This is a genomic window from Bradyrhizobium sp. USDA 10063, from assembly GCF_054063735.1.
The window spans coordinates 7,546,562-7,571,973 of record NZ_JBSSGP010000002.1 but is presented as its reverse complement, the minus strand read 5'-3'; the positions used below and the strand labels follow the sequence as shown (position 1 = coordinate 7,571,973).

General features: G+C 63.2%; 22 protein-coding genes. 5 read left to right on the top strand and 17 right to left on the bottom strand.

Going from position 1 to position 25,412, the window contains the following annotated elements:
* Positions 1–34 precede the first annotated feature (34 nt).
* The 8 genes from ACVJGD_RS37580 to ACVJGD_RS37545 form a co-directional block, all read right to left on the bottom strand.
* Positions 35–1,225, bottom strand: a complete 1,191-nt coding sequence (locus tag ACVJGD_RS37580) for an ABC transporter substrate-binding protein (protein WP_456638927.1) — start codon at positions 1,223–1,225, stop codon at positions 35–37.
* Positions 1,164–2,084 (bottom strand): alpha/beta hydrolase, encoded by a 921-nt coding sequence (locus tag ACVJGD_RS37575; RefSeq protein ID WP_456638926.1) that lies wholly within the window; start codon positions 2,082–2,084, stop codon positions 1,164–1,166. The genes ACVJGD_RS37580 and ACVJGD_RS37575 overlap by 62 nt, the downstream gene beginning before the upstream one ends.
* Entirely contained in the window at positions 2,078–4,378 is a 2,301-nt protein-coding gene (locus tag ACVJGD_RS37570; RefSeq protein WP_456638925.1) for a TonB-dependent siderophore receptor, read from the bottom strand. The genes ACVJGD_RS37575 and ACVJGD_RS37570 overlap by 7 nt, the downstream gene beginning before the upstream one ends.
* Before the next feature lie 241 nt (positions 4,379–4,619).
* Positions 4,620–5,498 (bottom strand): helix-turn-helix transcriptional regulator, encoded by an 879-nt coding sequence (locus tag ACVJGD_RS37565; RefSeq protein WP_456638924.1) that lies wholly within the window; start codon positions 5,496–5,498, stop codon positions 4,620–4,622.
* A 137-nt stretch (positions 5,499–5,635) separates the two neighbouring features.
* Positions 5,636–5,830 carry a hypothetical protein gene (locus tag ACVJGD_RS37560; protein WP_456638923.1) on the bottom strand — a complete coding sequence of 65 codons (195 nt, stop codon included), beginning with the start codon at positions 5,828–5,830 and terminating at the stop codon, positions 5,636–5,638.
* On the bottom strand, positions 5,830–6,993 hold the full coding sequence (locus ACVJGD_RS37555; RefSeq protein WP_456638922.1) for a PepSY-associated TM helix domain-containing protein: 1,164 nt from the start codon (positions 6,991–6,993) through the stop codon (positions 5,830–5,832). The genes ACVJGD_RS37560 and ACVJGD_RS37555 overlap by 1 nt, the downstream gene beginning before the upstream one ends.
* A gap of 9 nt (positions 6,994–7,002) precedes the next feature.
* On the bottom strand, positions 7,003–9,339 hold the full coding sequence (locus ACVJGD_RS37550; RefSeq protein ID WP_456638921.1) for a TonB-dependent siderophore receptor: 2,337 nt from the start codon (positions 9,337–9,339) through the stop codon (positions 7,003–7,005).
* Between the two features lie 210 nt (positions 9,340–9,549).
* Positions 9,550–10,473, bottom strand: coding sequence for a helix-turn-helix domain-containing protein (locus ACVJGD_RS37545; RefSeq protein ID WP_456638920.1), 924 nt, complete (start codon positions 10,471–10,473; stop codon positions 9,550–9,552).
* A gap of 336 nt (positions 10,474–10,809) precedes the next feature.
* On the opposite strand from ACVJGD_RS37545, the gene ACVJGD_RS37540 reads away from it, so the two are divergent.
* Positions 10,810–12,546, top strand: coding sequence for an ABC transporter permease (locus ACVJGD_RS37540; RefSeq protein ID WP_456638919.1), 1,737 nt, complete (start codon positions 10,810–10,812; stop codon positions 12,544–12,546).
* A gap of 286 nt (positions 12,547–12,832) precedes the next feature.
* A complete protein-coding gene (locus ACVJGD_RS37535) occupies positions 12,833–14,080 on the top strand; it encodes a multidrug effflux MFS transporter (RefSeq protein ID WP_456638918.1) in 1,248 nt (415 codons plus the stop codon).
* Between the two features lie 17 nt (positions 14,081–14,097).
* On the opposite strand, the gene ACVJGD_RS37530 is transcribed toward ACVJGD_RS37535, so the two are convergent.
* The 6 genes from ACVJGD_RS37530 to glsA all read right to left on the bottom strand — a co-directional run bounded on the left by ACVJGD_RS37530 (position 14,098) and on the right by glsA (position 21,080).
* Positions 14,098–14,895: a lytic transglycosylase domain-containing protein gene (locus ACVJGD_RS37530; RefSeq protein WP_456638917.1), complete on the bottom strand. Its 798-nt coding sequence runs from the start codon at positions 14,893–14,895 to the stop codon at positions 14,098–14,100.
* 66 nt (positions 14,896–14,961) lie between these two features.
* Positions 14,962–15,978: a peptidylprolyl isomerase gene (locus tag ACVJGD_RS37525; protein WP_456638916.1), complete on the bottom strand. Its 1,017-nt coding sequence runs from the start codon at positions 15,976–15,978 to the stop codon at positions 14,962–14,964.
* Positions 15,979–16,260: 282 nt separating this feature from the next.
* Positions 16,261–17,571, bottom strand: a complete 1,311-nt coding sequence (locus ACVJGD_RS37520; protein ID WP_456638915.1) for an amidohydrolase family protein — start codon at positions 17,569–17,571, stop codon at positions 16,261–16,263.
* 184 nt (positions 17,572–17,755) lie between these two features.
* Positions 17,756–18,319 (bottom strand): HdeD family acid-resistance protein, encoded by a 564-nt coding sequence (locus ACVJGD_RS37515; protein WP_456638914.1) that lies wholly within the window; start codon positions 18,317–18,319, stop codon positions 17,756–17,758.
* A 42-nt stretch (positions 18,320–18,361) separates the two neighbouring features.
* Positions 18,362–20,014, bottom strand: a complete 1,653-nt coding sequence (locus ACVJGD_RS37510) for an MFS transporter (protein ID WP_456638913.1) — start codon at positions 20,012–20,014, stop codon at positions 18,362–18,364.
* A gap of 73 nt (positions 20,015–20,087) precedes the next feature.
* A complete protein-coding gene (gene glsA / locus ACVJGD_RS37505; RefSeq protein WP_456638912.1) occupies positions 20,088–21,080 on the bottom strand; it encodes a glutaminase A in 993 nt (330 codons plus the stop codon).
* A 367-nt stretch (positions 21,081–21,447) separates the two neighbouring features.
* Here glsA and ACVJGD_RS37500 point away from each other — a divergent pair, with 367 nt between their 5' ends.
* Positions 21,448–21,660 carry a hypothetical protein gene (locus tag ACVJGD_RS37500; RefSeq protein WP_456638911.1) on the top strand — a complete coding sequence of 71 codons (213 nt, stop codon included), beginning with the start codon at positions 21,448–21,450 and terminating at the stop codon, positions 21,658–21,660.
* A gap of 113 nt (positions 21,661–21,773) precedes the next feature.
* On the opposite strand, the gene ACVJGD_RS37495 is transcribed toward ACVJGD_RS37500, so the two are convergent.
* Positions 21,774–22,133 carry a hypothetical protein gene (locus tag ACVJGD_RS37495; protein ID WP_456638910.1) on the bottom strand — a complete coding sequence of 120 codons (360 nt, stop codon included), beginning with the start codon at positions 22,131–22,133 and terminating at the stop codon, positions 21,774–21,776.
* A gap of 355 nt (positions 22,134–22,488) precedes the next feature.
* Positions 22,489–22,926 carry an acyl-CoA thioesterase gene (locus ACVJGD_RS37490; protein ID WP_456638909.1) on the bottom strand — a complete coding sequence of 146 codons (438 nt, stop codon included), beginning with the start codon at positions 22,924–22,926 and terminating at the stop codon, positions 22,489–22,491.
* A gap of 144 nt (positions 22,927–23,070) precedes the next feature.
* Here ACVJGD_RS37490 and ACVJGD_RS37485 point away from each other — a divergent pair, with 144 nt between their 5' ends.
* Together ACVJGD_RS37485 and ACVJGD_RS37480 are read left to right on the top strand one after the other, a co-directional pair.
* Positions 23,071–23,457, top strand: a complete 387-nt coding sequence (locus tag ACVJGD_RS37485; protein ID WP_456640499.1) for a BlaI/MecI/CopY family transcriptional regulator — start codon at positions 23,071–23,073, stop codon at positions 23,455–23,457.
* The gene (locus ACVJGD_RS37480) at positions 23,454–23,714 is read left to right on the top strand and encodes a hypothetical protein (protein ID WP_456638908.1); all 261 of its coding nucleotides are present in this window, start codon (positions 23,454–23,456) and stop codon (positions 23,712–23,714) included. The genes ACVJGD_RS37485 and ACVJGD_RS37480 overlap by 4 nt, the downstream gene beginning before the upstream one ends.
* An 89-nt stretch (positions 23,715–23,803) precedes the next feature.
* Here ACVJGD_RS37480 and ACVJGD_RS37475 read toward each other — a convergent pair whose 3' ends face one another.
* Positions 23,804–25,366 carry a class I adenylate-forming enzyme family protein gene (locus tag ACVJGD_RS37475; protein WP_456638907.1) on the bottom strand — a complete coding sequence of 521 codons (1,563 nt, stop codon included), beginning with the start codon at positions 25,364–25,366 and terminating at the stop codon, positions 23,804–23,806.
* Between the last annotated feature and the right edge of the window lie 46 nt (positions 25,367–25,412).

Here is a 25,412-nt window from a genome sequence, read left to right as displayed (position 1 = left end):
GATTCGATTTGGTCTCGTGGAGGCGACACGGCACTCATTTCAGATCGATCCAATAGACACCTTGGAGCGGCACCGCCAGAAACCGTGCATTCAGCTCCGCCATCGTCGCTGCGGGATCGATGTTCCGCATCGCCTCTGGATGAATCCATTGCGCCAGTGCTTCAGCCGCCAGCAGGTTGAGTGGCGTCGAGATGATGTTGTGGAACAGGCCGTGCACGCGGCCATCGCGCACTGCCTTGAGAGTGCTGAAGCCGGGACGCGCCACAACCGCCGCGAGCCGCTCGCGGATCGTCGTCACATCGAAGCCAGGCCCGATGACGAGACCGCCGGATGCCTTCAGGTGAGCGCCGCCGGTTCCGATGTAAATCTCGGGGTCTGCCGCGATGACATATTCGAGGCTGAGCTGCGCCGTCGGTCCAGGTGAGATCGCCGCCGAAATGCTGTCGCCGCCCGCAAAGGCAACAAAGCGGCCGAGATTGCCAGCCCCCGGCGCATGGCAACAATCGGTGACATTGGCGTGGGTTTCAACCAGCACCCGGGGGCGCGGCGAGCCGACCTGCGCCAGACGGTCCGCAATGCGCTTCATGTGCTGCTCGTAGAACTCCGCGAAGGCCTCGGCCTGCTGGTCGCGGCCGACAACGCGGCCGAGGATGCGGACGCTGGCAACAGTATGCTCGAGCGGCGCAACGAAGAAATCGGTGAACACTACTGATATCCCGGCGGCCTCGAGCTGGCGTGCCACGTCGTTGGCCCGGCCTCCCGGCGCGAAGCTGACGCCGAGAACTGCAACGTCAGGCTTGATCTCGATGGCGCGTTCGACCGGAAACGTGCCGTCGCTCCCTACTCCCAGAATGGGGATGTCGTCGACTTCAGGGAATTTCTGGCGGTAGAGCGCATAGCTCTCGCTGTCATTGCGGCGAAAGTCGCCGAGCCATGCGGCGATCAGCCCGACAGGCTTCGGATCAAGCAAAGACAAGGCAATGATCTGGCGGCCTTCGGCAAGCAGCACCCGCGTCGCCGGTCGCGGCAGCGTCACCGTCCGGCCGGTGATATCGGTCACGACGACCGGCGCATCCGCCGCAGCGGCGGCGACCGGCTCACAAGTCCACGCGAGCACCGCCGCGATCGCAACGGCCGCCATCGCGATCATGTCGCAGATGGCTTCAGCGCGGCGCCAGCGCAAAGCGAAGCGCGGCGCTGACTGCCGCCGGGACCACCGAGGCATGATTCTCATCTTCGAATTCCCTGAAGGAGACGTCCAGTGATGCCCCGGCAGCGGCCGTGAGCGCGGCCGCAAATTCTCGGGCATTGTCGACCATCCGGTTGCGACGGATCCAGGACCCATAATCATCGGCATCAGCATCGTTCGATGACAGCTCGCCCTGCTCCAGGCTGCCGACGGTGATCAGCAGGCGACGGCGCGGGCGTGCCGGCGCGACGAAGCTCTTCAACCTGTTCTTCAGCTCATCCGGCGCGAACCAGATTGACGGGCTCGCGGAGATATAGCTCCGCACCATCTGCGGCCTCGTGAGCAGCGCATAGAGGGCGAGCAGACCGCCGAACGAATGACCAAACAACGCCGTGCGGTCCCGATCGATCGCCAGTTCCGCCGATAGGGCGGGAACGAGGTCGTTGGCGATGAAGTCGAGAAACGCGTCGGCTCCGCCGGTTTCGTCCCACGCGCGATTTCCCGGCAGCGGCGCCAACCGGTCCCGACGAACCGGCGGCGTGTAGTCGAATGTGCGTCGCTTGGCATCGATCCAGTGCATCGTCGGATATCCGATGCCGACAATGATGGCCGGGCTGACGCCGGTCCGCTCGGTTCGTCGCGACTGCAGCGCAAGCGCGGCCGCCGCGATCGGAAACAGGCCGTTACCGTCAAGCAGGTAGACGACCGGAAGCGGCTCACTTGATTGCACAGAGTCCGGCTGCCAGACGAATATCCTGTAGTCGCGCCCGGCGCAAGAGCGCATGTCGCGTACGGAAACGCCCGGCATCAACATGTTGATGCCGAAAGCCTCCGACAATTGCGGCGCACGCGCCTTCCGTTCGTCACCCGTTACCACGACGGCGGCATCTACCACTGATATCTGATCGTTCCCATTGTCGAGCGGCCGTTCCCGTAGAAGCATTGCGTCGCGGAGGCGCAGGCCGAAACATAGGTCTTGTCGAACACGTTGGTCATGTTCACCGCCAGCTTCCAACCCTTCAGTTGCGGGGACAGGCCGTAGAGGTCGTAATGCACCATCGCGTCCGCCAAGGTATAGGCGGGAACGATCATGGCCATCGAATTGATGTTGTCACCGAAGGATTCGCCGACATAGCGGATGCCGCCGCCGAAGCCGAAGCCGGCCAACGCTCCGCCCTGGATCGTATAGTCCACCCACAGCGAAGCAGTGTTGGCGGGAGCGCCGACCGGAACCTTGCCCTCGACGGGAATGCCGCTGACCACCTGCGTGCTCTTGGTGATCTCGATGTCGGTGTGCGAATAGGCCGCGATCACGTCGAGACCGGGCAGCGGCGTGAGCTTCGCGCTGAATTCAACACCCTTCGAGCGCACCTGGCCCTGCTGGATCTGGCAATTGGGACCTGACTGGGTGCAGGCCGGATAGGCAGTGTATAGATGCGTCGTGTCGAGCGTCAGCACGTTGTTCTGCGTAGTGTCGAACAGCGACACCATGAAGAGGCCGTTGAAGCCGATCGGCTGGTACTTGACCCCGACCTCATATTGCTCGCCGGTGGTCGGCACGAAAGCCGCGCCGGTATAGTCGGTGCCGATGGTGGGCTCGAACGACGTCGAATAGCTGGCATAGGGGGCCAGGCCGTTGTCGAAGAGATAGGTCGCCCCGGCGCGCCAGGTCGTTGCCGAATCGGAAGGGTGACTGCGGTTCGTGTAGGCGCCAGTGGCGATCGTCTTCGTATCGGAAGTCGCGTTGGCCCAGTCGTTGCGGACACCCAGCACCATCGCGAGCTTTCCGAGCCGCATCTGGTCCTGAAGATAGAGGCCGGTTTGCTCGCGATCCTGCTGCGTCTGCGACGTCAGCGCCGGCGCGGCGATCATGCCATAGTTCGGATTGAGGTAGTTGATATTCGGCGACGTGCCGTTGCCGAACGTCGCGCTGGCGGACGAGGCCTGGTAGTCCACGCCCATCAGCACGGTGTGCTGCAGCCAGCCGGTCGCGAACTTCGCTTCGGCCTGATTGTCGATCGCGGCAGCCTTCAGGTCCTCGATATAATGAGTGCTCTGTCGGACGAGGCAGAGATTGGTGATCGCACCGGCGCCGCACGTCGAGCCAGCGGCGAAGCCCGTCACGGACAACGCCTTGAAGTCGCTCGATAGGCTCATGTAGCGGAAGTTCTGCCGGACGGTCCAGGTCTCGTCAAAGTGGTGCTCGAACTCGTAGCCGATCGAATCCTGCGTGCGGTCGTAGCCGTTGTAGTTTGGATGACCCGAAAAGAAATCGCGGGGAATCTGCCCGTTCGGATTGCGCTGCAGTGTGCCGAGCGCGGGAAGCCAGTTCGGCTGATAGCTCGAGGGATCCCGATCGTGGAGCGCGCGTATCGTGAAGGTCGTGTCGAGCGTCGGCCGCCAGGTGATCATCGGCGCGATCAGCTCGCGCTCCGTCGTCGTATAGTTGACATCGGTATCGGCTTTGCGCGCGAGACCGATCAGGCGATACAGCAATCGCCCGTCCTGGGTCAGCGGCCCACTGATATCGAAACCGCCCTCGATCCGGTTGTGGTCGCCGAACCGCGTCATCACTTCACCCTGCGACGCGGGCGTCGGGCTCTTGCTGATCAGGTTCACCATGCCGCCGAGATTGTTCTGGCCATAGAGCACCGAGGCCGGACCGCGCAGGATCTCCACCCGCTCGAGCAGATAGGGATCGATCGACGGCATCGCATAGGACACGCCGCGCGGAAGCCGCAGGCCATCCCAGAAATGCAGATAGTTCGCGTTGCCTCCGAAACCGCCGAAGCCGCGGATGAACACGTTGTCGAAGCGGTCGCCGACCCGGCTCTCGGACACCACGCCGGGTTCGTAGCGCAACGCCTCGGCAACCGTACGGGCGCCTTGTGTCTCGATTTGGTGCTGCGTCACCACGGTGACCGATTGCGGGATCTCCAGCAGCGACGAGTCGGTCTTGGATCCCGTGCCGGTGCGATGCGCCACCACACCGCGTACCGGTCCGCGCGCGGTCTCCCTCGCGGCATCAGACGTCGGCGCGGGCTGCGGCCGTGACGCAGTCACGGAGCGCGGCGCCGCGCGCGGCGTGACTTGGGCCGCACGGCGTGCCGGCCGCGGCGCGGGACGCTCGACCACGACAGGCGGAAGACTTGAGCTGCCGATCGCCTGCGCGTTGGCGACATTCATCATATCGGGTAATTCGCTTGCTACGACCAGCGCTGACACACAAAGTAACCATCTACCGCGAAACGTCTTCATCATCCCCAAGCCCGCACCAAGCAATCTTTCGCGCGGAACCCCATGCCGCGCGGAACTTGGTACTGACACGGCGCCATCGCCCGACCTAGGGGCCGACTTTCGTTCGCCGGACTCTCGCTTTCGTTCAAGGTTAGGAGACCTACAAACTCACAAGCCGCGCGTTCGCCCGCGATCAGCGCAGGCTGCTCGGCGAGACTCCGAAGCGCTTGCGGAAGATGGTGGCAAAATGGGCCGGACCATAACCGACGCGGGAGGCCGCTTCCGACACGCTCATCTCACCCGTCGATATCAGTTTATACGCCTGCTCCAGCCGGTACTCCTGCAGGAATCCGAACACGCTTGCGCCGTACACCTGGCGAAAGCCGGAGCTCAGCTTCCGCACATTAAGGCCGACCTGTTGCGCCAAGGCGTCGAGGCTGGGCGGCTGGCTCATCGCCGCGACCAGGATATCGCGCGCCTGGCGGATACGTTCGATGTCGCGCGCCGGCAGCTTGAGCTCGCCGCCGTCGATCCTGGTGATGCAGGACGCGATCGCGAGCGCCACAAGCTCCATGGCCTTGCCGCACAGATACAATTCGCGTTCCGGGCCGCGCATCGGGCAATTCGTGATCTGCGAGACCAGCGCGCGGAGCGCGTGCCCGGCCGGGCAGGATGCCAGCCTCGCCGCAGCATCACTCTTGCCGCCGAGCGCGTCGAGCGAGCGGTCGAGCGCCGTTGTCATCTCTCGGCCAAGGACGTTCTCGTCCATTTGCACGATCAAATAGCGGATCGGCACATTCGCGGCGAAGACCTGATCCCGGGCGGCGTCGGCTGAGCTGCGAATGACGAGGACAGTCGGACCGCAGACCTCGCGCTCGCTGCCGCCGCCGACGCTGATCTGCAGCCGACCGCTCAACAGGACCACGGTCTTGATGCCCGCGGGGAGCGCTGCGTTGACTCGTTTCGGCTCGTCAAAACGATTGATCCCGGCGGAGAGCACCATCGCGCCGGAAAGCATCAGCAGTCGCTCGTTCTCGCGAGCGGCTCCTGCCGCTATCGCACGTCCTGTCACCGCGCTCCCGTCCGTCAGGTGGAAAGGCCGGACTTCTTGTACGAAGACAGGGTCCCGCGCAAAAGGCCCGGAACATAAAATCGATCCAAATTGGGATCGGGCGAGCCAGCCGCTCGCGGCCACTTGTTCAAACCGTTCTAATTCGGCTTTCGCCACCAGATGAACAGCGAGTAGAGGACAACCGGGACGGCGAGCGTCACCCATGAGAGGGCATCCCACCAGCCGTCCCCCACGAGCGCGCCGACGAGGCCCAGCGTGCTGACGATCGCGACCAGCAGCGGCGCGACGAAGATCTGCCGAAGCGTGCGATGCATGGATTTGCGCGACGTCATCAGGATGACAATGCGGGACTTTCGATGCCGGAGGAGCGCGCGATCACGCGATCGACGCTGACCCCTGCGCGTCGCCGTCGCACCCACAAGTAGATACCGGTAACGAGGATGATGATCGTGAGCACGTCGAGCACTGCCCAGAGGATCTTGAGCGGCATTCCGCCATAGTCGCCGAAATGCAGCGGCTGGGAGATGAACAGCGTCGAGACATACCAGGGCATGTCGCGGCTGTCAGTGAGCGTGCCGGTCTCGGCGTCGATCAGCGCCGGCTTCAACAAGCGCGAGGTGAGCGGCGTGTTGCCGCGCAGGAACACGGTGTAGTGGCTCTTGCTGCTGAAGATCGAGCCCGGGAAAGCGACGAAGCTCGGCGTCATCCCCGGCACCGCATGGGCGGCCACTTCGACGGCCGCGTTGACGGACGTCAACTTCGTCGGCGGCGCGCGATCGCGATATTGCGCGGTCATCTCGGCAAGCTGGCCGTACTGCCACATCTTCAGGACCAGGTCGGCCCATGTGTTGATGACGCCGGTGAAACCGACCACCAGCGTCCATGCGACGAGAAGGATGCCGGCAAGATTATGCACATCCAGCCAGCGCACCACGCGCGTGCGACCGGCGCGATAGGTGCCGAAGCTCAGCTTCCGCATCGAGGGGGCGTAGACGACGATGCCGGAGATGATGGCGACACAGAACAGGATGCCCATCAGGCCAAGGAAGAGCTTGCCCGGCAGGCCCGCGAACATGTCGGTGTGCAGCTTGAGCATGATGTAGGTGAAACGGCCGGTCACGTCAGGCGCGTCCAGATAGGCGCCCGTATGCGCGTCCATCCGGATCAGCAGGTTCTTGGTCGGATCCGATGTGATCGAAGGCCCGACGCTGACGAACATGGCGTTCGGATCGTCACGGTCCCAGATCAGGAAATGGGGGACCTGTCCCGGTGCGTTGGCAAGCGCATTGCCGAGCAGACGGTCGAGGTCGGCAAGCGGCGTGTCCGGCGCCACCTCCGCTGCCTTCACCTGACTGTGCAGGAGCTCGTCGATCTCCTCATGAAAGATCAGCGGCAACCCCGTGATGCACAGGAGCAGCATGAACACCGTGCAGATGAGGCTCGTCCACTTGTGGACGAACCCCCATCGCCGAAGAGACCTGGTCGCTGCCGTCACTTTGCTTTCCTAGTTCCAGCTATATTTCAACGTGCCGAGCACCGTACGCCCATTCCCCAATCCACAATAAGGCAGGCCCGTCAAGCACGACGCGACATAGAAATGGTCGGTCAGGTTGGTCACGTTGACCTGCGCGATCAGTCCCTTCAAGTCGGGACGCAGATAGCCGAAATCATAGCTTACGGCGGCATCGAACAGCGTATAGGCCGGAATGACGAACGTATTGAAGTAGTCGCCATAGGTCTCACCGACATAGCGCACGCCGAACCCGAGCCCGAGACCCACAACCGGGCCGTCGTACCAGGTGTACTTGCCCCAGAGCGAGGCCTGGTCCTGGGCCGTGTTCAGCATGTATTTGCCGGCATATCCGGCAATGCTTGACGTGACCTTCGGATCGAGATGGCTGTAGCCGCCGACGATCTCGAATTCGCGGGTGATGTTGCCTTTCACTTCAAACTCGAAGCCGCGAACGCGCACTGCGTCGGTCTGCACGTTGAACAGCGGATTGATCGGGCTTGCCGTGAGGATGTTCTGCTGGTTGATCTCGAACACGGCCGCCGTCAGCATCAGGTTCGATCCGTTCGGCATGAACTTGACGCCGGCTTCAGTCCCGTCACCGGTCGTCGGCTTGAACGAGTTGCCGGCGAGATCTGCGCCGAGGTTCGGCGTGAACGACGTTGCATAGCTCACATAAGGCGACAGTCCGAAATCGAAGAGATAGTTGAGGCCGACGCGTCCGGTCTGCGCCCGGTCGTCGCGGGAATAGCTGCCGGCGAGCGGAAAGACTGCGAAGCTCCGGAAATCCGTGTGGGCCCAGTCATTGCGTCCGCCCAGTGTCAGCGTCCAGCGGTCGAACTTGATCTGGTCCTGCAGATAGAGACCGGCCTGGCTCAGCTTGTCGTCGCGCAGGATGAACGGCGCCAACGATGCGAAGGACGGAACCGCGGTATTATATACCGGAGCATAGGCATCGATCGGAGCGATGCCGGCGGATCGATAGTCGGTGTTGGACCAGAGGTTGAAGTAGTCGAAGCCCAACAGCACCTTGTGGGCGAGCGGTCCGGTCAGGAAATCCGCCTGCACCTGGTTGTCGACGGTGATGTTGGCGGCGGCTGCCTTCACATAGTTATAGCTGCGATTGACGAGCCGGTCGCTTGCCATGCCCTCCGTGCGAACCGACGAGAGATCGTTGGTGACGTCGGTGTAGCGCAGGTTCTGGCGGAACTGCAGGTTGTTGTCGAAGCGATGCTCGAAGGCATAGCCGACCATGAATTGTTCGAGATTGTAGCCGTCAGCGCCGGGCACGCCGAGATAGCGGCTGTATGGAACGTGTCCGTTCGGGTTGGGCAGGAACGACACCTGGCCCGTCACGTATTGCTGGTAGCCCCTGTTGTCGGCCTTCTGATATTGCGAGAACAGCGTGAAGCTGGTGTCCACCGTCGGACTCCAGGTGAAGCTCGGCGCGATGAAGAGCTTGTTGTCCTGGACGAAGTCGGTCTGGGTATTGCTGTCACGTGCGAGTCCGACGATGCGGTAGAGGAACTCGCCGTTCTTGTCGATCGGGCCGCCCAGGTCGAACGCGCCCTGGAAACGCTCGAACGAGCCGAACGTACCCTCGATCGAGTACTGCGGCGTCGCAGTCGGCCGCTTGCTCACCATGTTGAGCAGACCGCCCGGCTCGGACTGGCCATAGACCACCGACGACGGTCCCTTCAGCACCTCGATCCGCTCGAGTCCGTAGGTCTCGATCCGCGGCACGGCGAAGGTCGTATTGTCTGCCGGAAGCCGCAGGCCATCCAGATATCGGGGCGCGTCGAAGCCTCTGATTTTGAAGTTGTCGAAGAAGGCATTGGCGCCGAAGCTCTGCACCGTGACGCCGGGGGTATAGCGCAAGGCTTCGGTGACGTTCTGCGCGCCCTGCGCAAAGATCTGGTCCTGGGTGACGATCGAGATCGACTGCGGCGTCTCGAGGATCGGCGTATCGGTCTTGGTCGCGGTCACGCTTTGCTTGGCGAGATAGCCAACCACCGGGCCGGTGCCCTTCTCACCGACTGCACGTCCCACCGCTCCGCCAGGCGCTGTGGCTTCCTGCGTCACTGGGGCCGGCGTCCGCCGAGCGACATTGCGGCCGGATCGCGCGGCTCGCGTCGATCGCACAGGCGCGACGCGAGCGCGCTGCTGGCGTGGCGCATCGACCGTCACCGGCGGCAGCTCGCTGTTCGAGCCCGGCTGCACAGCGCCGGACGGACTCTGCGCCAGTGCCGGCGCGTCCGTGAATGCCACCGCGGCAAAACCACAAATCGTCATCAGGGCGAGGCCCCACTCGCTCTTTCTCTTGAAGTCCATCACTTAATCCCCCGTCGCGGAGCGCCCGCAAACTCAGGGGACTGAGTGCAAGAATTACGAAACTCACGCCTTTGCGATTGCGCAAAAATCCTTTGATCTGTTGTCGACGAACTCCAGATTGGCCACCGAGACGTTCCGCTGTGGCACGGCTTGGCTACATTGATCGACGCGTCGGGATCGGCCAGCCTACGATGTAGAATTATTCTTATTCTAATTCGTTGGCTGACGGCAGCGACTGGGGGCGTATCCGAAGTGCTTGCGAAACGCCGTCGCAAAGTTGGCAGGATTGCCGTAGCCCGCGAGATAGGCCGCCTCGTTGATCGATATGCCCTGCTCGATGATCGCGTGGCGCGCCGATTCGAGCCGACGCGTCCGCAAATAGTCGGAGGCACTGACGCCGAACGCGCGTCGGAAATGGGTATTGAAGGAGCGGCGGCTGATGCCTGCCTCCCGCGCCAATTGCGAGACTTTCCATGGACGCCGCAGATCCGCGTCGATCGCATCGCGGATCGCGCGCAGCCGCCGCTGCTTGTGGTCGCCAGCCATCTCCATGCTCGCGCGCTTGCCCGCGATCGATATGACCCTGGCGAGGATCTCCATGGCGTGCGCGGACAGCAGCAGTTCTTCTGCGCGTCCATCCAGCGTCGGAGACAGCATTTCCGTCGCCATCGCCAGAATGCGCGGCGGCGCCTTCAGCGTGACCACGAATTCATCCGATTCTGCCGAGGAAAACAGCTCAAGGAACTCACGCTGCAGGCCGAGGCGATCGATCGATGCCTTGGGAAACGCCAGGCCTGCGGCGAACATGCGCCCGCCGCCGGAGGTCTCGCCGGTCCAGAACAGAGGCTTCCGCAAGGCCATCACGATAATCGAATTTTCCGAGTACCGGAACCGGGTGGTATCTCGATGCGGACCTCCCTGTCCCGAGCCCTTCAATACGATGGTGACGAACAGGCCGGCCTTGATCACGCCTTCCGCGCGTATCATGCGATCGAGGATGAAATTGTTTCGCTGGAACAAGCAGCCGGGAGATTCGAGCCATCGCGCGGCCTCCGCGAAATCATCTTCTCTTGATATACCCTCGGAATCGAGGACGCGGAACTGATCGAAGATGCGATGATAGATGTGCGTCACGTCCTTTGCCTGGAGCCGGCCAGCGAACCTTTAAAGAGTCTATCTGCCTCTCAATGGTTGCCATGGCAATTAGAACGCTTTCAAAGTGCGGCGCCGCAGTCGGCAGCATGGCTGGAGCGCGGCGAAATCCATCGCGATGAAGCAAGCGGCGCGAATGATGGGTTTCGCTGCGCATTGCCGGGAGAAGGATGAGGCCCCCGCCGATGGCCTCGCCCTTCGAGACGCTTGCTACCGCCTAGACTATCGGTTCGTCGTGAACCCTGTCTATAACGCCGATCTCGGTCCGGTCTTGATCCTCTCGGGCCGGCGCGCCGGGTTCTGACCAGAGGTTGGCTCATGACGTTTCGTGATATTCGCACCGCCGTGCTCGGCCAGAACTCGCTCCGGCCCAATGCGTGGGATCTTGTGGCGCTGCTGCTCTTGATCGGCACGCTCGTGCTGATCGTCTATGGCGGCCGGCAGACGATTGAGCCGCTGTCGGAGCTGACGCATACGCCGGTGTCACTCGATCCGCGCAATCTTCCGCTCTACGCGCTGCGGACCACGATGCGGATGCTGCTGGCGATCGTCTGCTCGACCGTCTTCACCTTCATCTATGCCACGCTCGCCGCCAAGAGCCGGCGCGCCGAGATCGTGCTGATCCCGCTGCTCGACATCCTGCAGTCGGTGCCGATCCTCGGCTTCCTGACCTTCACGGTCGTGTTCTTCATGAACCTGTTTCCGGGGCAGGTGCTGGGCGCCGAACTCGCCTGCGTGTTCGCGATCTTCACCAGCCAGGCCTGGAACATGACCTTCAGCATGTACCAGTCGCTGCGCAGCGTGCCGAAGGATCTCGAGGAAGCGACGCAAAGCTTTCACCTGTCCGGCTGGCAGCGGTTCTGGCGGCTGGATGTGCCCTTCGCGATGCCGGGCCTGATCTGGAACGCGATGATGTCGATGTCCGGCGGCTGGTTCTTCGTGGTGGCATCCGAAGCGATCACGGTGGGCAACACGACCGTCACCCTGCCCGGCGTCGGCTCCTATGTCGCGCTGGCCATTCAGCAGCAGAACCTGCCGGCGATCGTCTATGCGCTGATGACCATGCTGCTCGTCATCATCGCCTACGACCAGTTGCTGTTCCGGCCGATCGTCGCCTGGGCCGACAAATTCCGCTTTGAGCAGACCGCCTCCGGCGAACCGCCGACATCCTGGATGCTCGATCTCTTCCGGCGCACGCGCGCGCTACGGGCGTTGACCTATCCGCTTGGCGCCGCGAACAAGGCCATTTCGACCTTGCGCATCAGCCTGCCCGCGGTGCTGCGGCCGCGAGCTAACAGCAGCCAACCCTCGCGCCTCATCGACGGCATCTGGGTGGCGGTGGTCGCCGCCGTGACGAGCTACGCCGCCTGGAAAATCTATCAATATCTCTCTGCCACGCTCGGCTGGTCAGACGTGACCACCGCAATCGGATATGGATTCGTCACGCTCGCGCGCGTGATCGTGCTGATTGCGCTGGCAACGATCATATGGGTGCCGATCGGCGTCTGGATCGGCTTGCGGCCGAAACTCGCCGAGCGGATCCAGCCGCTGGCGCAGTTCCTGGCGGCGTTCCCGGCCAACCTCGCCTTTCCGGTGTTCGTCGTGCTCATCGTGCATTTCGGATTGAACCCGAACATCTGGCTCAGCCCGCTGATGATCCTCGGCACCCAGTGGTACATCCTGTTCAACGTGATCGCAGGCGCCGCCGCCTTCCCGAGCGATTTGCGGGAAGCCGCCGGCAGCTTCCACCTGAAGGGATGGCGCTGGTGGGTGAAGGTGATCCTGCCCGGCATCTTTCCCTACTACGTCACGGGAGCGATCACCGCATCGGGCGGGTCGTGGAACGCGTCGATCGTGGCTGAAGTCGCAAGCTGGGGCGACACCCACCTGACCGCCATCGGCCTCGGCTCCTATATCGCGCGAGCAACCGAAGCCGGCGATTTTCCGAAGGTCGTGCTCGGCATTGCCGTCATGTGCGTGATGGTGACGCTGTTCAATCGCCTGCTCTGGCGGCAGCTCTACGCCTTTGGCGAGCGTCGTCTTCGTCTCGGCTGAGTTGCGTCCGCAATGGATGCTGCGCTCCCTCTCCCGCTTGCGGGAGAGGGTCGGGGTGAGGGTGTCTCCGCGATCGACACTCCCCGTGTGGAAAGAGCCCTCACCCGCTGCGCCAAGGCGCAGCGACCTCTCCCGCAAGCGGGAGAGGTGAAGTGAGTTCACCACGACTGCCCAAAAGTGCGTCGCGTTGCCTAACCAGTCCGGAACTGCCGGCCCCCTATTCCAAAACGCGGGATTGTGCGTCGCAGCACGGTCACTAGATTGCGCCTCCGCAAGAGGATGCTAGGTGTCTGAAATTAATGCCGAGGCCTGGGTATCGTCAGGCCACCGCCCGATGGGCTTCCCTGAATTCGTGGTTGCGATCGCATCGATCATGGCGCTGAACCCGCTGGCCATGGACATGATGCTGCCGGCGCTGCCCAGCATCGGCGCCGCATTCCAGATTGCCGACGCCAACCATCCGCAGATGGTGCTGTCGACCTTCCTGATCGGCTTCGGCGTCGGACAGTTCGTGATGGGTCCTTTGTCCGACCGTTTCGGCCGCCGCCCGGTGCTGCTCGGCGGCATGGCCGTCTATGGTATCGCGAGCCTGCTTGCGATCGCGGCGTCATCCTTCGAGACGCTGCTGCTGGCGCGCGCGCTGCAGGGCCTCGGCACGTCGGCGACGCGCGTCATCGCCACCTCGATCGTGCGCGACTGCTACGCCGGGAGGCGCATGGCGAGCGTGATGTCGCTCGCGATGATGGTCTTCATCGCGGTGCCCGTGGTCGCGCCATCGCTGGGCCAGGCGGTGCTGCTGCTAACGCAGTGGCGCGGCATTTTCGTTGCCTTGATGCTGTACGGCGTGATCGCGCTGATATGGAGTGCGTTGCGCATGCCGGAAACGCTACCGGCAGAGTCGCGAAAATCGCTGGCGATCCGCGATGTGCTCGGCGCCTTCCGGCAGACGCTCACCAACCGCCAGACGCTGGGCTATGCGCTTGCGGCCGGCGGCGTGCAGGGCGCGCTGTTCGCCTTCGTCTTCACCTCGCAGCAGCTCTTCACCGACATCTACCGGCTCGGACATTACTTTCCGCTGGCGTTCGCTTCGATCGCCGCGGGCATCGCGATCGCGGGCTTCCTCAACTCCCGCTTTGTCGGGCGGCTTGGCATGCGCGTGATCTCGCACGGCGCGCTGGTCGGCTTCGTCCTCGTTGCCGCCACGATGCTGGTGGCGGCGAAGCTGCAGATGCTGCCGCTGTCGCTGATGATGGCGCTGGCGGCATTGATGATGTTCACCTTCGGGCTGATGATTGCCAACTTCACTGCGCTGGCGATGGAGCCGCAGGGCCATATCGCCGGAACCGCCTCGTCGCTGTACGGATCAATCACCACGCTGCTCGCCATCGGCATCGGCATGGTGATCGGGCAGGACTACGACGGCACGCTGCTGCCGTTCTCGACCGGCTTCTTCCTCTGCGCGCTGGCGTCGCTCGCGGTGGTGCTGGCGACGGAAAGGGGCCGGCTGTTCAAGCCGCACCACGCGACGAGATAACCTGCAGAGCGGGCGACTTATCGTCCGCCGCGCACCTGGACTACGAGCGCGCTCAGGCGGGCGTTCAGCTTGGCGTAATCGACATTGGGGCCGCTGAGGCCGGCCATGCATCTGCGCTTGCATCCGCCGCCACCACCGCCGCCACGGGCCGGCTCGCCGAAGGTGGCGACGGGAACGGTGCCGGTGACCTGGAAGCCGCGCGCCGTCAGCCGCGAGCGCACCGCAAGGCAATAGCTCACCGACAGATGTGAGAAGCGCGTCTCGCCGTGGCCGGCGCGGTATTTCATCACGGCGGTGCAGAGATCGCCGCGGGCCAGCCGCCATGCCTGGGCGAGATAGGTCACGCCATAGCGGATGTTGGTCTCGGGCACGGCGAGTTCGGCATTGGTGCCGGTGAAGCCGAGCATCCGCGCGGTCGAGGGCAGCACCTGCATCAATCCGATTTCGCCGACGCCGCCGATCGCGCCCGCATTGTAGCCGCTCTCCACGCCCATCACGGCTTCCGCGATCTCGGGCGCAAGGCCGGTGCCGGCGGTTTCCTTCTCGATCAGATCGCGATAGCGGGAGCGAGGCTGCAAGCTCGAGGTCGCAACTCCTCGCGCCGGCGGCAACCCGATCCTGGCATTCTCGCGCCATCGCCGTTCGATGGCCGCCGGTGCTTCAGCCGGCGCAGCCTCCTTGGCCGGCGCAGCGTCCTTTGCTGGCTCGCTTGCCGACTCAGCACCAGGAGATTCCCCCGGCGCCGCGGGTGAGGTGTCGGCCAGTGCGAAAGCGTTTGTCAGCAGCAGGCTGACCCCGGTCGCCAGCGCAAGCAACCATCCGCGTAACAGTCTCGTCCTCCGGTGCCCCCGCACGCCCCGCCCCGCTTCTCGGATCATGCGCTAGCGGGCAGTCCCCGCCGACTGCGTCAATTCACCGGCTATGCGCGACAGTGCGATTTCGTTGACCGCGGGGGGATTCTGCTCGAGCACGCGCGCAAGATAGGCGCGGCGATTGAGCTCGGCGCGCTGGGCCCGCAGGCGCTGGACCAGCGTGTCCCGCACGTCGGCAAGCGGCATGGTCTCGGACGGCTTGGTCTCGATCAGCTTGACGATGTGATATCCGTCGGCAAGCTTGATCGGCTCGCTCACGGTATTGACGGCCATTCCCATCACGCGGCTCTTGATCTCGGGAACGAGCTGCGGTTCGGGCAGCCAGCCGAGATCGCCGCCCTTGTCCGTGAGTTCGCGCTGGTCGGTGGTGTCCTTGGCGATCTGGGCGAAGTCCGCCTTCGGCTGTTTCAGCTTGGCCTGGATGTCCGCGAGTTTCGCCTTGGCCTTCTCTTCGGTCGCGCTGTCGGCTCCTTCCGCCAACGCGACATAGATCTGGGCGAGATGAAAGCGGCGCGGCATGATCAGCGACCCCTTGTTGGCGTCATAGGTCTTCTGGATTTCCGCCTCATCCGGATAATTCTCCGGCGGCACCGACACCGACTGCAGATAGGTCTCGACGATGGCCTCCTCGCGCAGCTTGGCGAGCTGAGCGACGATGGCCGGTTGCTCCTGCCACTTCTTGTCCGCGGCTTCCTTGAGGATGAGCTGCCTCGCAAACATCGCGCGGAGCGTCTGGTTCAGAAGCGCGGGATCACGGGCGAGCGCGGCGCGCTGATCGGGCCCGACAGCGGCCAGGAAGCTGCGGATTTCCGACGAGGAGACGTCACGTCCGCCAACCCGCGCGACCGGCTCGCCGCCCGACGCCGCCGCCTCCGCATGTGGCGTCGGGGCGGCCGGCTGGGCCGCCGCAACAGGCGCTGGGGCGGGCGGCTTCGGCTTCACCACCCGCTGCGGTGCCGCCGGCGGCGGGTTCTGCGCAAAAGCGGGTTCAAATCCTCCGGCCAGCCCGATGATTGCCAAAGCCACGAAGTGACGGCCGACACGATCGCGACGGTATCGCGGTGTTGGGCCTTCAAACGCAGAACGACGGACAATCATAAGGACCTCAGAGTTCGATCTTCTGGTTCAGGATCCGGTCGTCGTAATCCCGAGCAGATTCTGGATATCGACGCGACGGAGTCCGAGCAGCGGTTCATCGGCCACTACTACATCACCAAATGTCACAGTTTCATAACAGCCCATCCGTTCGCGACCAACGACCGGCTCCCGGTACCTCTGTACGCACGCTTTCGACGTGTGTCGCCTATGTCACCGGCGAGAAGGTTCCTGGGCGAGAAGGTTCTTGTAGACCTTCCCAGCTTTCATGATGACCAGGAAATTCTTGGCCGGATCTGCCACGAGTCTGATGTTGTCGAGCGGATTGCCGTCGACCAAGAGGAGGTCGGCCAGCGCGCCCTCCTCCACCACGCCCAGCTTGCCGGGATATGGATTTCGGGGTCCGGACAGGCTGAGCAGTTCGGCATTTGTCGATGTCGCCATCGTTAGCGCTTCGGCCGGCGTATACCAGCGCGTGAGATCGGCCAGCATGGCGCCTTGCCGCTCCGCCAGCGCCTGCGAGAACAGGATGTCGGTGCCGAAGGCTGTCTTGATCCCGTACTTCTTTGCCAGGGCATAGACTCTGTCCGTGCCGGCAACCACTTGCTGCATCTTCGCCTGCTCCGACGGCCCCAGGGCGCTTGCGCCCGCCAGATCGAGGAAGGGTTGCGTGCTCAGCCAGATTCCTTTCTCGGCCATGAGACGCGCCGTCGCCTCGTCCATCAGGTGGCCGTGTTCTACGCACTTTGCTCCGGCCGCGATCGAGCGCTGGATCGAAACCGGCGTATAGGCGTGCACGGCGACATAGGTGCCCCAGTTCTCGGCAGCTTCGACCGCGGCACGCAGCTCGGGCTCCGTGAACGTGGACACATCGAGCGGGCTGAACGGCGAAGCGACGCCGCCGCCCGCCGTGAGCTTGACCTGCGAGGCCCCTTGCATGAGCTGCTCGCGGGCGCGCACACGAACCTCATCCGGACTGTCCGCAACCATGCTGCCGCCAATTCTTTCCATGCGGCTGAGCATGCCGCCGATCGTTCTTGGCAGATCGGTAAGATGCCGGAAGTCGCCATGGCCGCCGGTGATGGTGATCACGGCGCCGGACGGGTAGATGCGCGGGCCGGCGACGAGATCCTCGTCAATGGCGCGCTTGAGCCCAAAGCTCGGCCCGCCCATGTCGCGGACGGTGGTGAAGCCCCGCATAAGCGTGGCGGTCGCTTCCGCAGCCGCAAGAAGATTGTTGTAGCCGACGTCATCCACCAGGGTGGCCGCCGGCGTTGGGCGCACCAGCATCGCATGCCAATGCGCGTCGATCAGCCCGGGCATCAGCACGCGCTCGCCGCCGTCGATCACCTGAGCGTCCGCTTTGATCGCGGCCACCGCAATCTTTTCGATCCTGTTGTTCCGGACCAGGACGTTGGACGGGATGGAGAGCGCGGCGTTCTTTCCGTCAAAGATGCGCACATTCTGGAACAGCACAGCGGACGCCTGTTGAGCCTGCACAGCCGGCAAGGCCGCCAGGCTCATTCCAATTGAAGCCAGGAGCACAGCAAGCCTGAAAGTTCGACCTGGCTTCCTCAAACCTGACATATGTCATCTCCACCAATCGCGCATGGCGCAAGGTTTCGCATTCATCTTGTGCGGGAGGGAACACCCGACGTGATCGCGGGCGGTTAGCGAGCGTGCTGCAGATTCTTATCGAGCGAGGCCGCTAGCCCGTTCTGGCCGCCGGCAGCCAGGCCAGGGTCAGCCATCCGATACCGTGAGACAGGAGATCGATGCCGAGCAGCAATCCGAGCACCCATAGCCCGGTGGCTGGAAATCCCGTCAGGATGATCAGACCCGCCAAGACGCCGAACAGCCCGGACACCAGCATGATCCAGCCGAGCTGCTGCCAGTGGCTGATGCCGACCAGGATCCGGACGATCCCGGAGATCAGAAGCAGAAGACCGAGGACATAGGTCAGGATCAGCGCGCTCGTCACCGGCTGGGTCACCAGCACGATGCCGAATGCGAGGTAGAGCGCGCCGAGCAGCAACTGCCACACGAACCCTCCCCACCCCTTGGTCCAGAAGGCGTGAACGATTTCGAATCCACCGGCAAAAATAGCCATCCAGCCGATGAAGATGGTGCTGATCACGGTGAACAATACGACATCGCCCAGAACCAAGAGGCCGGCGACGATCATCACGATGCCGAGCAGGATGCATATCCACAGAGGCGGCGTCGGCAACCTGGTGAGACGCATTGCAGAACCGTTGTCGTAGGTGGTCATGTCATTCTCCTTGATTTCACGAGCAGTCGAATCCGTTGCGCATCAGGTCGATCGTCCGCGTTCGCCCGCCGTCTCGTCGCTCGGAATCTCTCCCGGTCGATAGTTCGGCAGCCGCCCGGCCGGAATGATCGACAGAAGTGCCAAACCCGCCATGATCAGGAGGCCGATCTTGAGAGCGCGCAGACGCGCCTCCGTGTTGACGCGCACCGCCTCCGCGACCTGCGTCGGGGACGCGGTGGTATCGGCAAGTACAGTCTGCAACCGGTCATTGCTGATGAAATTGATGTTATCGAGATCGACCTGCGCTTGAAGTTCGGGTGTGAGCTTGGGGCTCGCGGCGATGTTGGTCAGCGCGATCGAACTCAGGAGACCGACAAGGAGCGCACCCGCGACTGCCGTTCCGACAGCGGCAGCGAGATTGTTGGTGGTGCCGCGCAGCGATCCGACATCCCCTGCGAGTTCCTTGGGCGAAGCCGTGACCAGCACATTGAACAGCAGCGTGACGAGCGCACCCTGCCCGACACCAAAGAGGATAAGCCCGAACAGCACCGGCACCTCGCTCCAGTCGTTACGCACCACAAAAGCGAGCCACAACAGCGCGACCGTGCAAAGGACGAAGCCGGATCGCCCGATCTGCCGCGGCGTCAGCCTGTCGTAGACGCGCACGATCAGCATCGCGGCGAAGAATACCGTAAGGTTGAACGGCATCATCGCCACCGCAGTGGCGATCGGGCTGCGACCCTGCACGATCTGAATGTAGAGCGGGACGGAGAAGTTGAGCGCCGCCTCCAGCGCGACGACGGAGAACATCGCGTAGACGGCCGCTCGCTCCTCAGGTGAATCGATCACCTGAAGCGCCAGGAGAGGAGTCTTACCTGCCTCCTGGCGCTTGTGTGTCCACATCAGGAATGCCTGGCCAAACACGATGCCCGCCACGATCAGGATCGGCGCGGGCGACAGGCCGAGAAGGCTGAACGGCGCGTTTGGGCTCGCGAGCACGAGCCCCCACCTGTTCAGGTTGTTGAAGCCAAAGCTGATCAGAATGATCGCGGTCGCCGCCAGAACGACGCCCACCAGATCGATCTCTACGTTCGGCCGGCCGTGGTCGCGCTTGAGACGGAAGCTCAGCAGGAAGACGATGGCGGAAACGGCGATGAGAATTCCGAACACCGGCCGCCAGCCGATATAGGTGCCAAGTATGCCGCCAATGACGAACGCGAGCACGCCGGCCGCCGCGCGCGCAGAGCCGAGCGCACCAACCGCGGTTGCCTGCTGGCGTCCGGTGTAGTTCTCGGCAATGAGGGCGACCAGCGAAGGCACGATCACCGCGCCGGCGGCGCCGCAGAGCGCCTGCGCCGTGATCATCACGACCGCCGTGGGGCTGAACGTCATCATGACCTGGGATATGAAGAACAGCACGACGGCTGCGCGGAAAACCTGTAGCGCGCCGTACCGCTGCGCGAGCTTGGCGCCCAGCATGACGAAGCCGGCGACGAGCATGGAGTAAGCCACGATGCCGGTCGCGACCGTGGTCGGAGGAACGCCGAAGCTCTTGACCATTCCCCCCATCGCCACCGGCAGTGAGGCGACGTTGAACGACATGATCATCTGGCCGAGCGCGATTGCGATCATGGGAATCCATGATGCGCGTTCCTCCTCGTGGATGCCGCCGATTGAGATCGTCTGCGTCGCCATGGCATCCTCCGATTCGCTCGGGCGTTTGATGATCGGCCGGGTGAACGGGACCGCCCGATCCCGTCAACATTCGTCAGTCTTCCGGTTGCGACACGAACAGATCCATGCCCAATCGCTGCGACAGGAATTTTGCGGCGAGTTGTCCCCTCACGCTATTGCCGGCCGTATCAAGCGGCGGAGCGAAAGTGCCGAAGCCACCTTTTCCGGGAGAGACCGCGACAATGCCGCCGCCGATCCCGCTCTTTCCCGGCAGGCCGATGTCGTAAAGCCAGTCGCCTGACGTCTCGTACAATCCGGCCGTGATCATCACCGCCAGCGCGTAGTGGCAAACCGCGGCGTCGACCACGCGTTGCTTGGTGATGGGGTTCACCCCGCCGTCCGCCAGCGTTGCGCCCATCACGGCGAGGTCTCTTGCGGTCACATTCAGCGAGCACTGCCGCGTGTAGAGATCGGTTGCCTCTTTGGCGTCGCAATAGATCCGGTCGTAGCTTTCCAGCAGCCGCGCGATGCTGCGATTGCGAAAATTGGTCTGCGAAGCCGAGGCGTAGACCTCTTCGTTGAGTGGAAGCTTGCGGCCAGCAAAGCGCGACAGCCCGTCGTGGATGAACGCCCACTGCGCCTCGGCGGACGCTCCCGGCGCGAGGCTCGTCGTCGCGATCGCGCCCGCATTCACCATCGGATTGGTGCGCCCGCTTCCATGCTCGATCGCAGCGAGCGAGTTGAATGGAAGTCCGGTGGCGTTGGCGCCGAGCTTTGTGCGCGCCTCTTCCGGGCCGATCGTCTCGCAGATCAGCGCAAACACGAATGGCTTCGAGACGCTCATGATGGAGAATTCGTAGTCTATGTCTCCCGCGCCATAGACGTGCCCGTCGGTTCCGACGACACAAACGCCGAACAGCCCGCTCGGCACTCGGGCGAGTGCCGGGTAGACCTGCGAATTCTCGCCATCAGCGTTCGATTTGAGGCGCCGGTGCGCGTCTTCCACCAGCGACTGCACCGTCTCGGGATTAGGTAGATGACCGGTCGAAACGTACGGCCGTTCATCTATCGCCGATGGTGACGCCATCGCACCACTCCGCCGAACGGGGCTATGTTGTTGATCTAACGCCTACGTTTAGAGCGAGTCAATCTGCAACCGTTGCAACAATTTGCTGAGAGATCAGCAAATGTGCGGCTGCCATCGAGTTCTCTTCTTGCGACCGCGTCAGGTTCCAACACTCGTTAGGTAAGGCAGGCTGTCGCAATCGTCATCGCACGCAATTGAATCAAACAGCAGCCATCGACTGCCGAATCCGAACGACCGGAAATTTGCAACGTTGCCGCCCGCGTGTACGATTGCGTTCTGCTCATGTGAGCCTGCCGCTTACCTGAGAAAAAACCGACGCGACGAGAATTGGAGAAGGCGGGGCATCATCTGAACAGCGAGGCTGATCATGGTGGCAACAAGTACGAGCGACGGACACTTCCTGCTGGTGAAGAAGCTTGGTGGATTGCTGTCGATTATTATCGGATGCCTGCTGACGGCAGTTGGCGTGACGTTCGAATCGACCAGCACAACGATTATCGGCGTTGCGTTTCTTGTGCTTGGCGCCGTTCTGCTCACGCTCAAGATCATAAGACGAAATCAGGGAAGCCCGCTCGGATAGCTGGGCTTGCCGGAGCCTCGGCATCGCGACGAAACGGCGGCGCAGACGTCTTCGATCGAGCCTGAGCGGCAGGTCAGCAACCCGTGGCGACCAGGCGCCCGCTTCTTGAACGTTTAATGTCGTCCCAAAGGCGCGGAATATACCAGCGGCGGCGGCCGGTACGGCCGGGCGGAGACGCCGAAATTCTGCCCGTACTGCTGCTGAACCGCCGGTATGTTGATGACGCCGACACGGATGTCCGGCGATCGCGCGTCGATCGGCGGCTGATTCGTGATCGGAGGATTGACACGGTCGACCTCGCCCCTCAAGCGCCGGTTGAGATCGTCATAGCCGCGATTGCCATTGCCGGCATTGCCGCCGGCGACGCTGTTGTTGCCTGAGCCCTGCTGCCCGATGCCGAGAGCCGGCGGCAGCTCGTTCCGCTGCGGATCGATGCTTACGGGCGGAAGGGAGAGCGGCGGGTCCTGAGCCATGGCGGCTCCCGCCATGGCAAAAGCCGTCAAATTGATAAGCAATAAGAGGCGCATTCCAATCACCTGCCCGATAGTTACGATAGCGGCACCCTTGAATATGGTGCGCGCTGACTATAGTGCACGCTGATTGCAAAAGCGTGTGCCTTACGCAGGAATGCAATTAAAATTCGCCATGGCATGGAGAAAAAGGTACCATAGGCCGCGACCGCCGCACCCGCTGCGATCACGTCATAGATCAACGGGACCGGCGGCGACGGCGCCGATGCCGGCAGGTTGGTCCCGCCAAACGACAGTCCGGCGAGCAGGCCTGGCGAAGCATCGTGCCACTGGCGCGCGTCAGCCGGCCTCCCGCAGATCACGCCTGGGCAAGGGCCTTCTCGCGGCTTGCAATCAGCGCCCGCAAGGGCTCCGCCACGGCGACCGGGCTATGGGTTCGCTGGTCCGTGCACACCCACACGATCTCACCGGTGGAGCGGAGATCGTCGCTGCCTCTGGCGAAAATTGCGAGCGCAAGCGTGATCGAGGATCGGCCGATCCTTGCGACCCGCACGCAGACATCGATCTCCTCGTCGAAACGGATCGGCGCCTTGTACTCGACGACCGACCTCACAAGGTGAAAATCGACGCCGGTCCTCGCGACCTCGCCGAGATAGTCATAGCCGAGCGCGCGAAAATACTCGGTGATCGCCGTGTCGAAATAAGTCAGGTAGTGCGCGTTGAACACCACGGCCTGCGCATCAACCTCGGAATAGCGCACCCGAAACGGATGGTGGAACCAGAAATCCCGGCGCATGCTTTCTCCTTCCACGACGTGTCGTCCATCCTCTGATATCACGATCGCCGCGGAAGTGGGCTGCCCGCGAACCGTTCGGCATGATCATTGACCGTTCGGCCGCTATATGTTACACGGTGTAACGTTACCATGGGTCACAATGAGATGGATGATGATCTGCCGGAACTCGGCGAACTCGAACGAGAGGTCATGCAGCTCGTCTGGGCTCATGCGCCGATCACCGCGGAATCGGTGCGGGAGCGGCTGGATCGATCGTTAAAGGAATCGACCGTCCGCACGGTGCTGCGCAGGCTGGAGGAGAAGGGCTTCGTCACGCACGACGTCGAGGGGCGAACGTTTCTGTTTCGTCCCGCCCAGGATCGCCGGAAGGTGGCGGCCAAGGCGGTGCGGCGCATCGCGGACTGGTTCTGCAATGGCTCAATCGAAGATGTGCTCGTCGGCATCGTCGACGCCAAGATGCTGAACAAGAAGCAGCTCGAGCAGTTATCGAAGAAGATTGGACAGGCAAAGAGGCGGCGCGACGCCGCATGATCGAGGCCCTTCAGGCGGCGCAGCCGAACTACGACGCCATGACGCCGGAATTAGCCGCCGCAACCCGTCAGCAACTGCCCACGTTGCAGCGCGGTCTGGAACGATTGGGACAATTGCAATCGATCTCCTTCAGAGGAGTAGGTGGCAGCGGCTGGGATGTGTACGAAGCCAGATTTACGAACGGCTTGTCGATCTGGAGGATTACGCTGGCATCCGACGGAAAGATCGCGGGAGCTCTGTTCCAGAGCGGACCATAGCGACCTAATACGCCATCAAAATGGTGTTGACGGGCTAGCCTTCGCTGACCCGCCAACGATCTCGTCCTTATTCCGGAATGCGCGCCAGCCTAGCTCGCGCGCCGCGATGGTTGTTCGTCTGCCCGGGAGCGGGACACATTGTTGCCCTCGATCGCCATCGCTTGCAACCTCGTCCGGTCGACCTTGCTCAGCGCGTTGCGCGGCAATGCGTCGAGCACGATGAGATGCTCGGGCACCTTGTAGGCGGCAAGCCGTGTCGCCACCTCGCTGAGGATTCCGGGAACGACTTGCTCGCCCTTGCCCTTCTTGAGTGCGACGAAACCGATCACGCGCTGTCCGAGCACGGCGTCGGGCACACCGACCACGGCCGCTTCCTCGACGGAAGGATGGGCGGCGACCGCCTGCTCGACCTCGACCGGCGAGATGTTGGTCCCGCCACGGATGATGATGTCCTTCTTGCGCGCGACGAACAGGAGTTCGTCCTGCGCCTCTCGCCGCACCAGGTCGCCGGTGCGATACCAGCCGTCCTTCAGGGCTTCCGTCGTCGCCCTCAGATCGTTCCAGTAGCCGACGAACAGATTCGGACCGCTGACGAGGAGCTCGCCAAGCTCACCATCGGCGACATCCTTGCCATTGTCGTCGACCAGCCGGACCTCGGCCGGCCGCGTGATCCTTATCACGGGACCGGGCCGCAGACCGCAGCCGAGATTGCCGCAAACCTCCGTGGCGCCCCACACGTTATAGAGCGGAGCGCCGAAGGTGGCCGTGACCTGCCGCTGCAGCTCGACCGGGCAGGCATCGGCCCCGGTCAGACAAAACCGCAGTGACGTCAGGTCGCGCGGCTGCGCGCGCTGGCGATCGAGCAATGCGGCGTATTGTGCTGGGAAACCGACCTGCAGGGTGCAGCGATGCCGCTCGACCGTATCGAGGATGGTGTCGGCGTCGAAGCTCTCGATCAGCACGAAGGGGATGCCGGCCTGGATACAGGTGAGAAAGCAGGCGAGCCCGCTCATATGTGCGAGAGGCAGGGGCATGGCGATGCAGTCGTGGCCGGACACTCCCCAATTGTTGATCAGCAGGTCTGCCGTTTCGGCCAGGGTGGACGCGGTATGAACGACGAGCTTGGGTTCGCCGGTCGTGCCGGATGTGGTGATGAGCACCGCAGGCTGATCCGCCGCGGGCGAGAGCGGCAGGTCGGCGCGGCTGCCGTCATCGACCAATTGCTGCAACGGCAATCCTTCATTCACCCCGGAGTCCGTCTCGACCAGAAAGCGCCTCTCGCGCGGCAGGATCGAGCGGTCGATCGCAGCCACGTTGCCGTAGAGTCCGGTTTCGCCGATATAGAGCGCCGGCCTCAACCGCTGCAAAAGAGGCGCGAGCTCGGCCTGTTTGAAGGCGGTCCGCAAGGGAGCGACCATCGCGCCTGCAAGAAAGCAGGCATAATAGGCCACGATGAATTCGGGGCGATTCATCATGTGCACGGCCACGCGATCGCCCGGCTTCACGCCGTGAGCGACCATTCCTCGCGCCAGACGTTCGGCCTCGGCCAGAACACGCTCGTAGGTCCACACGTTCTCGTGAAACACGAAGGCCGCGCTTTTCTGCCGGACCTTCGCCTGTTCCCTTAGACCTTCGATTGGCGTTGGTTTCATCGGCGGCTCTCCCTATAGTGAGTGAAGCAGGGAAATTGTGCGGGCC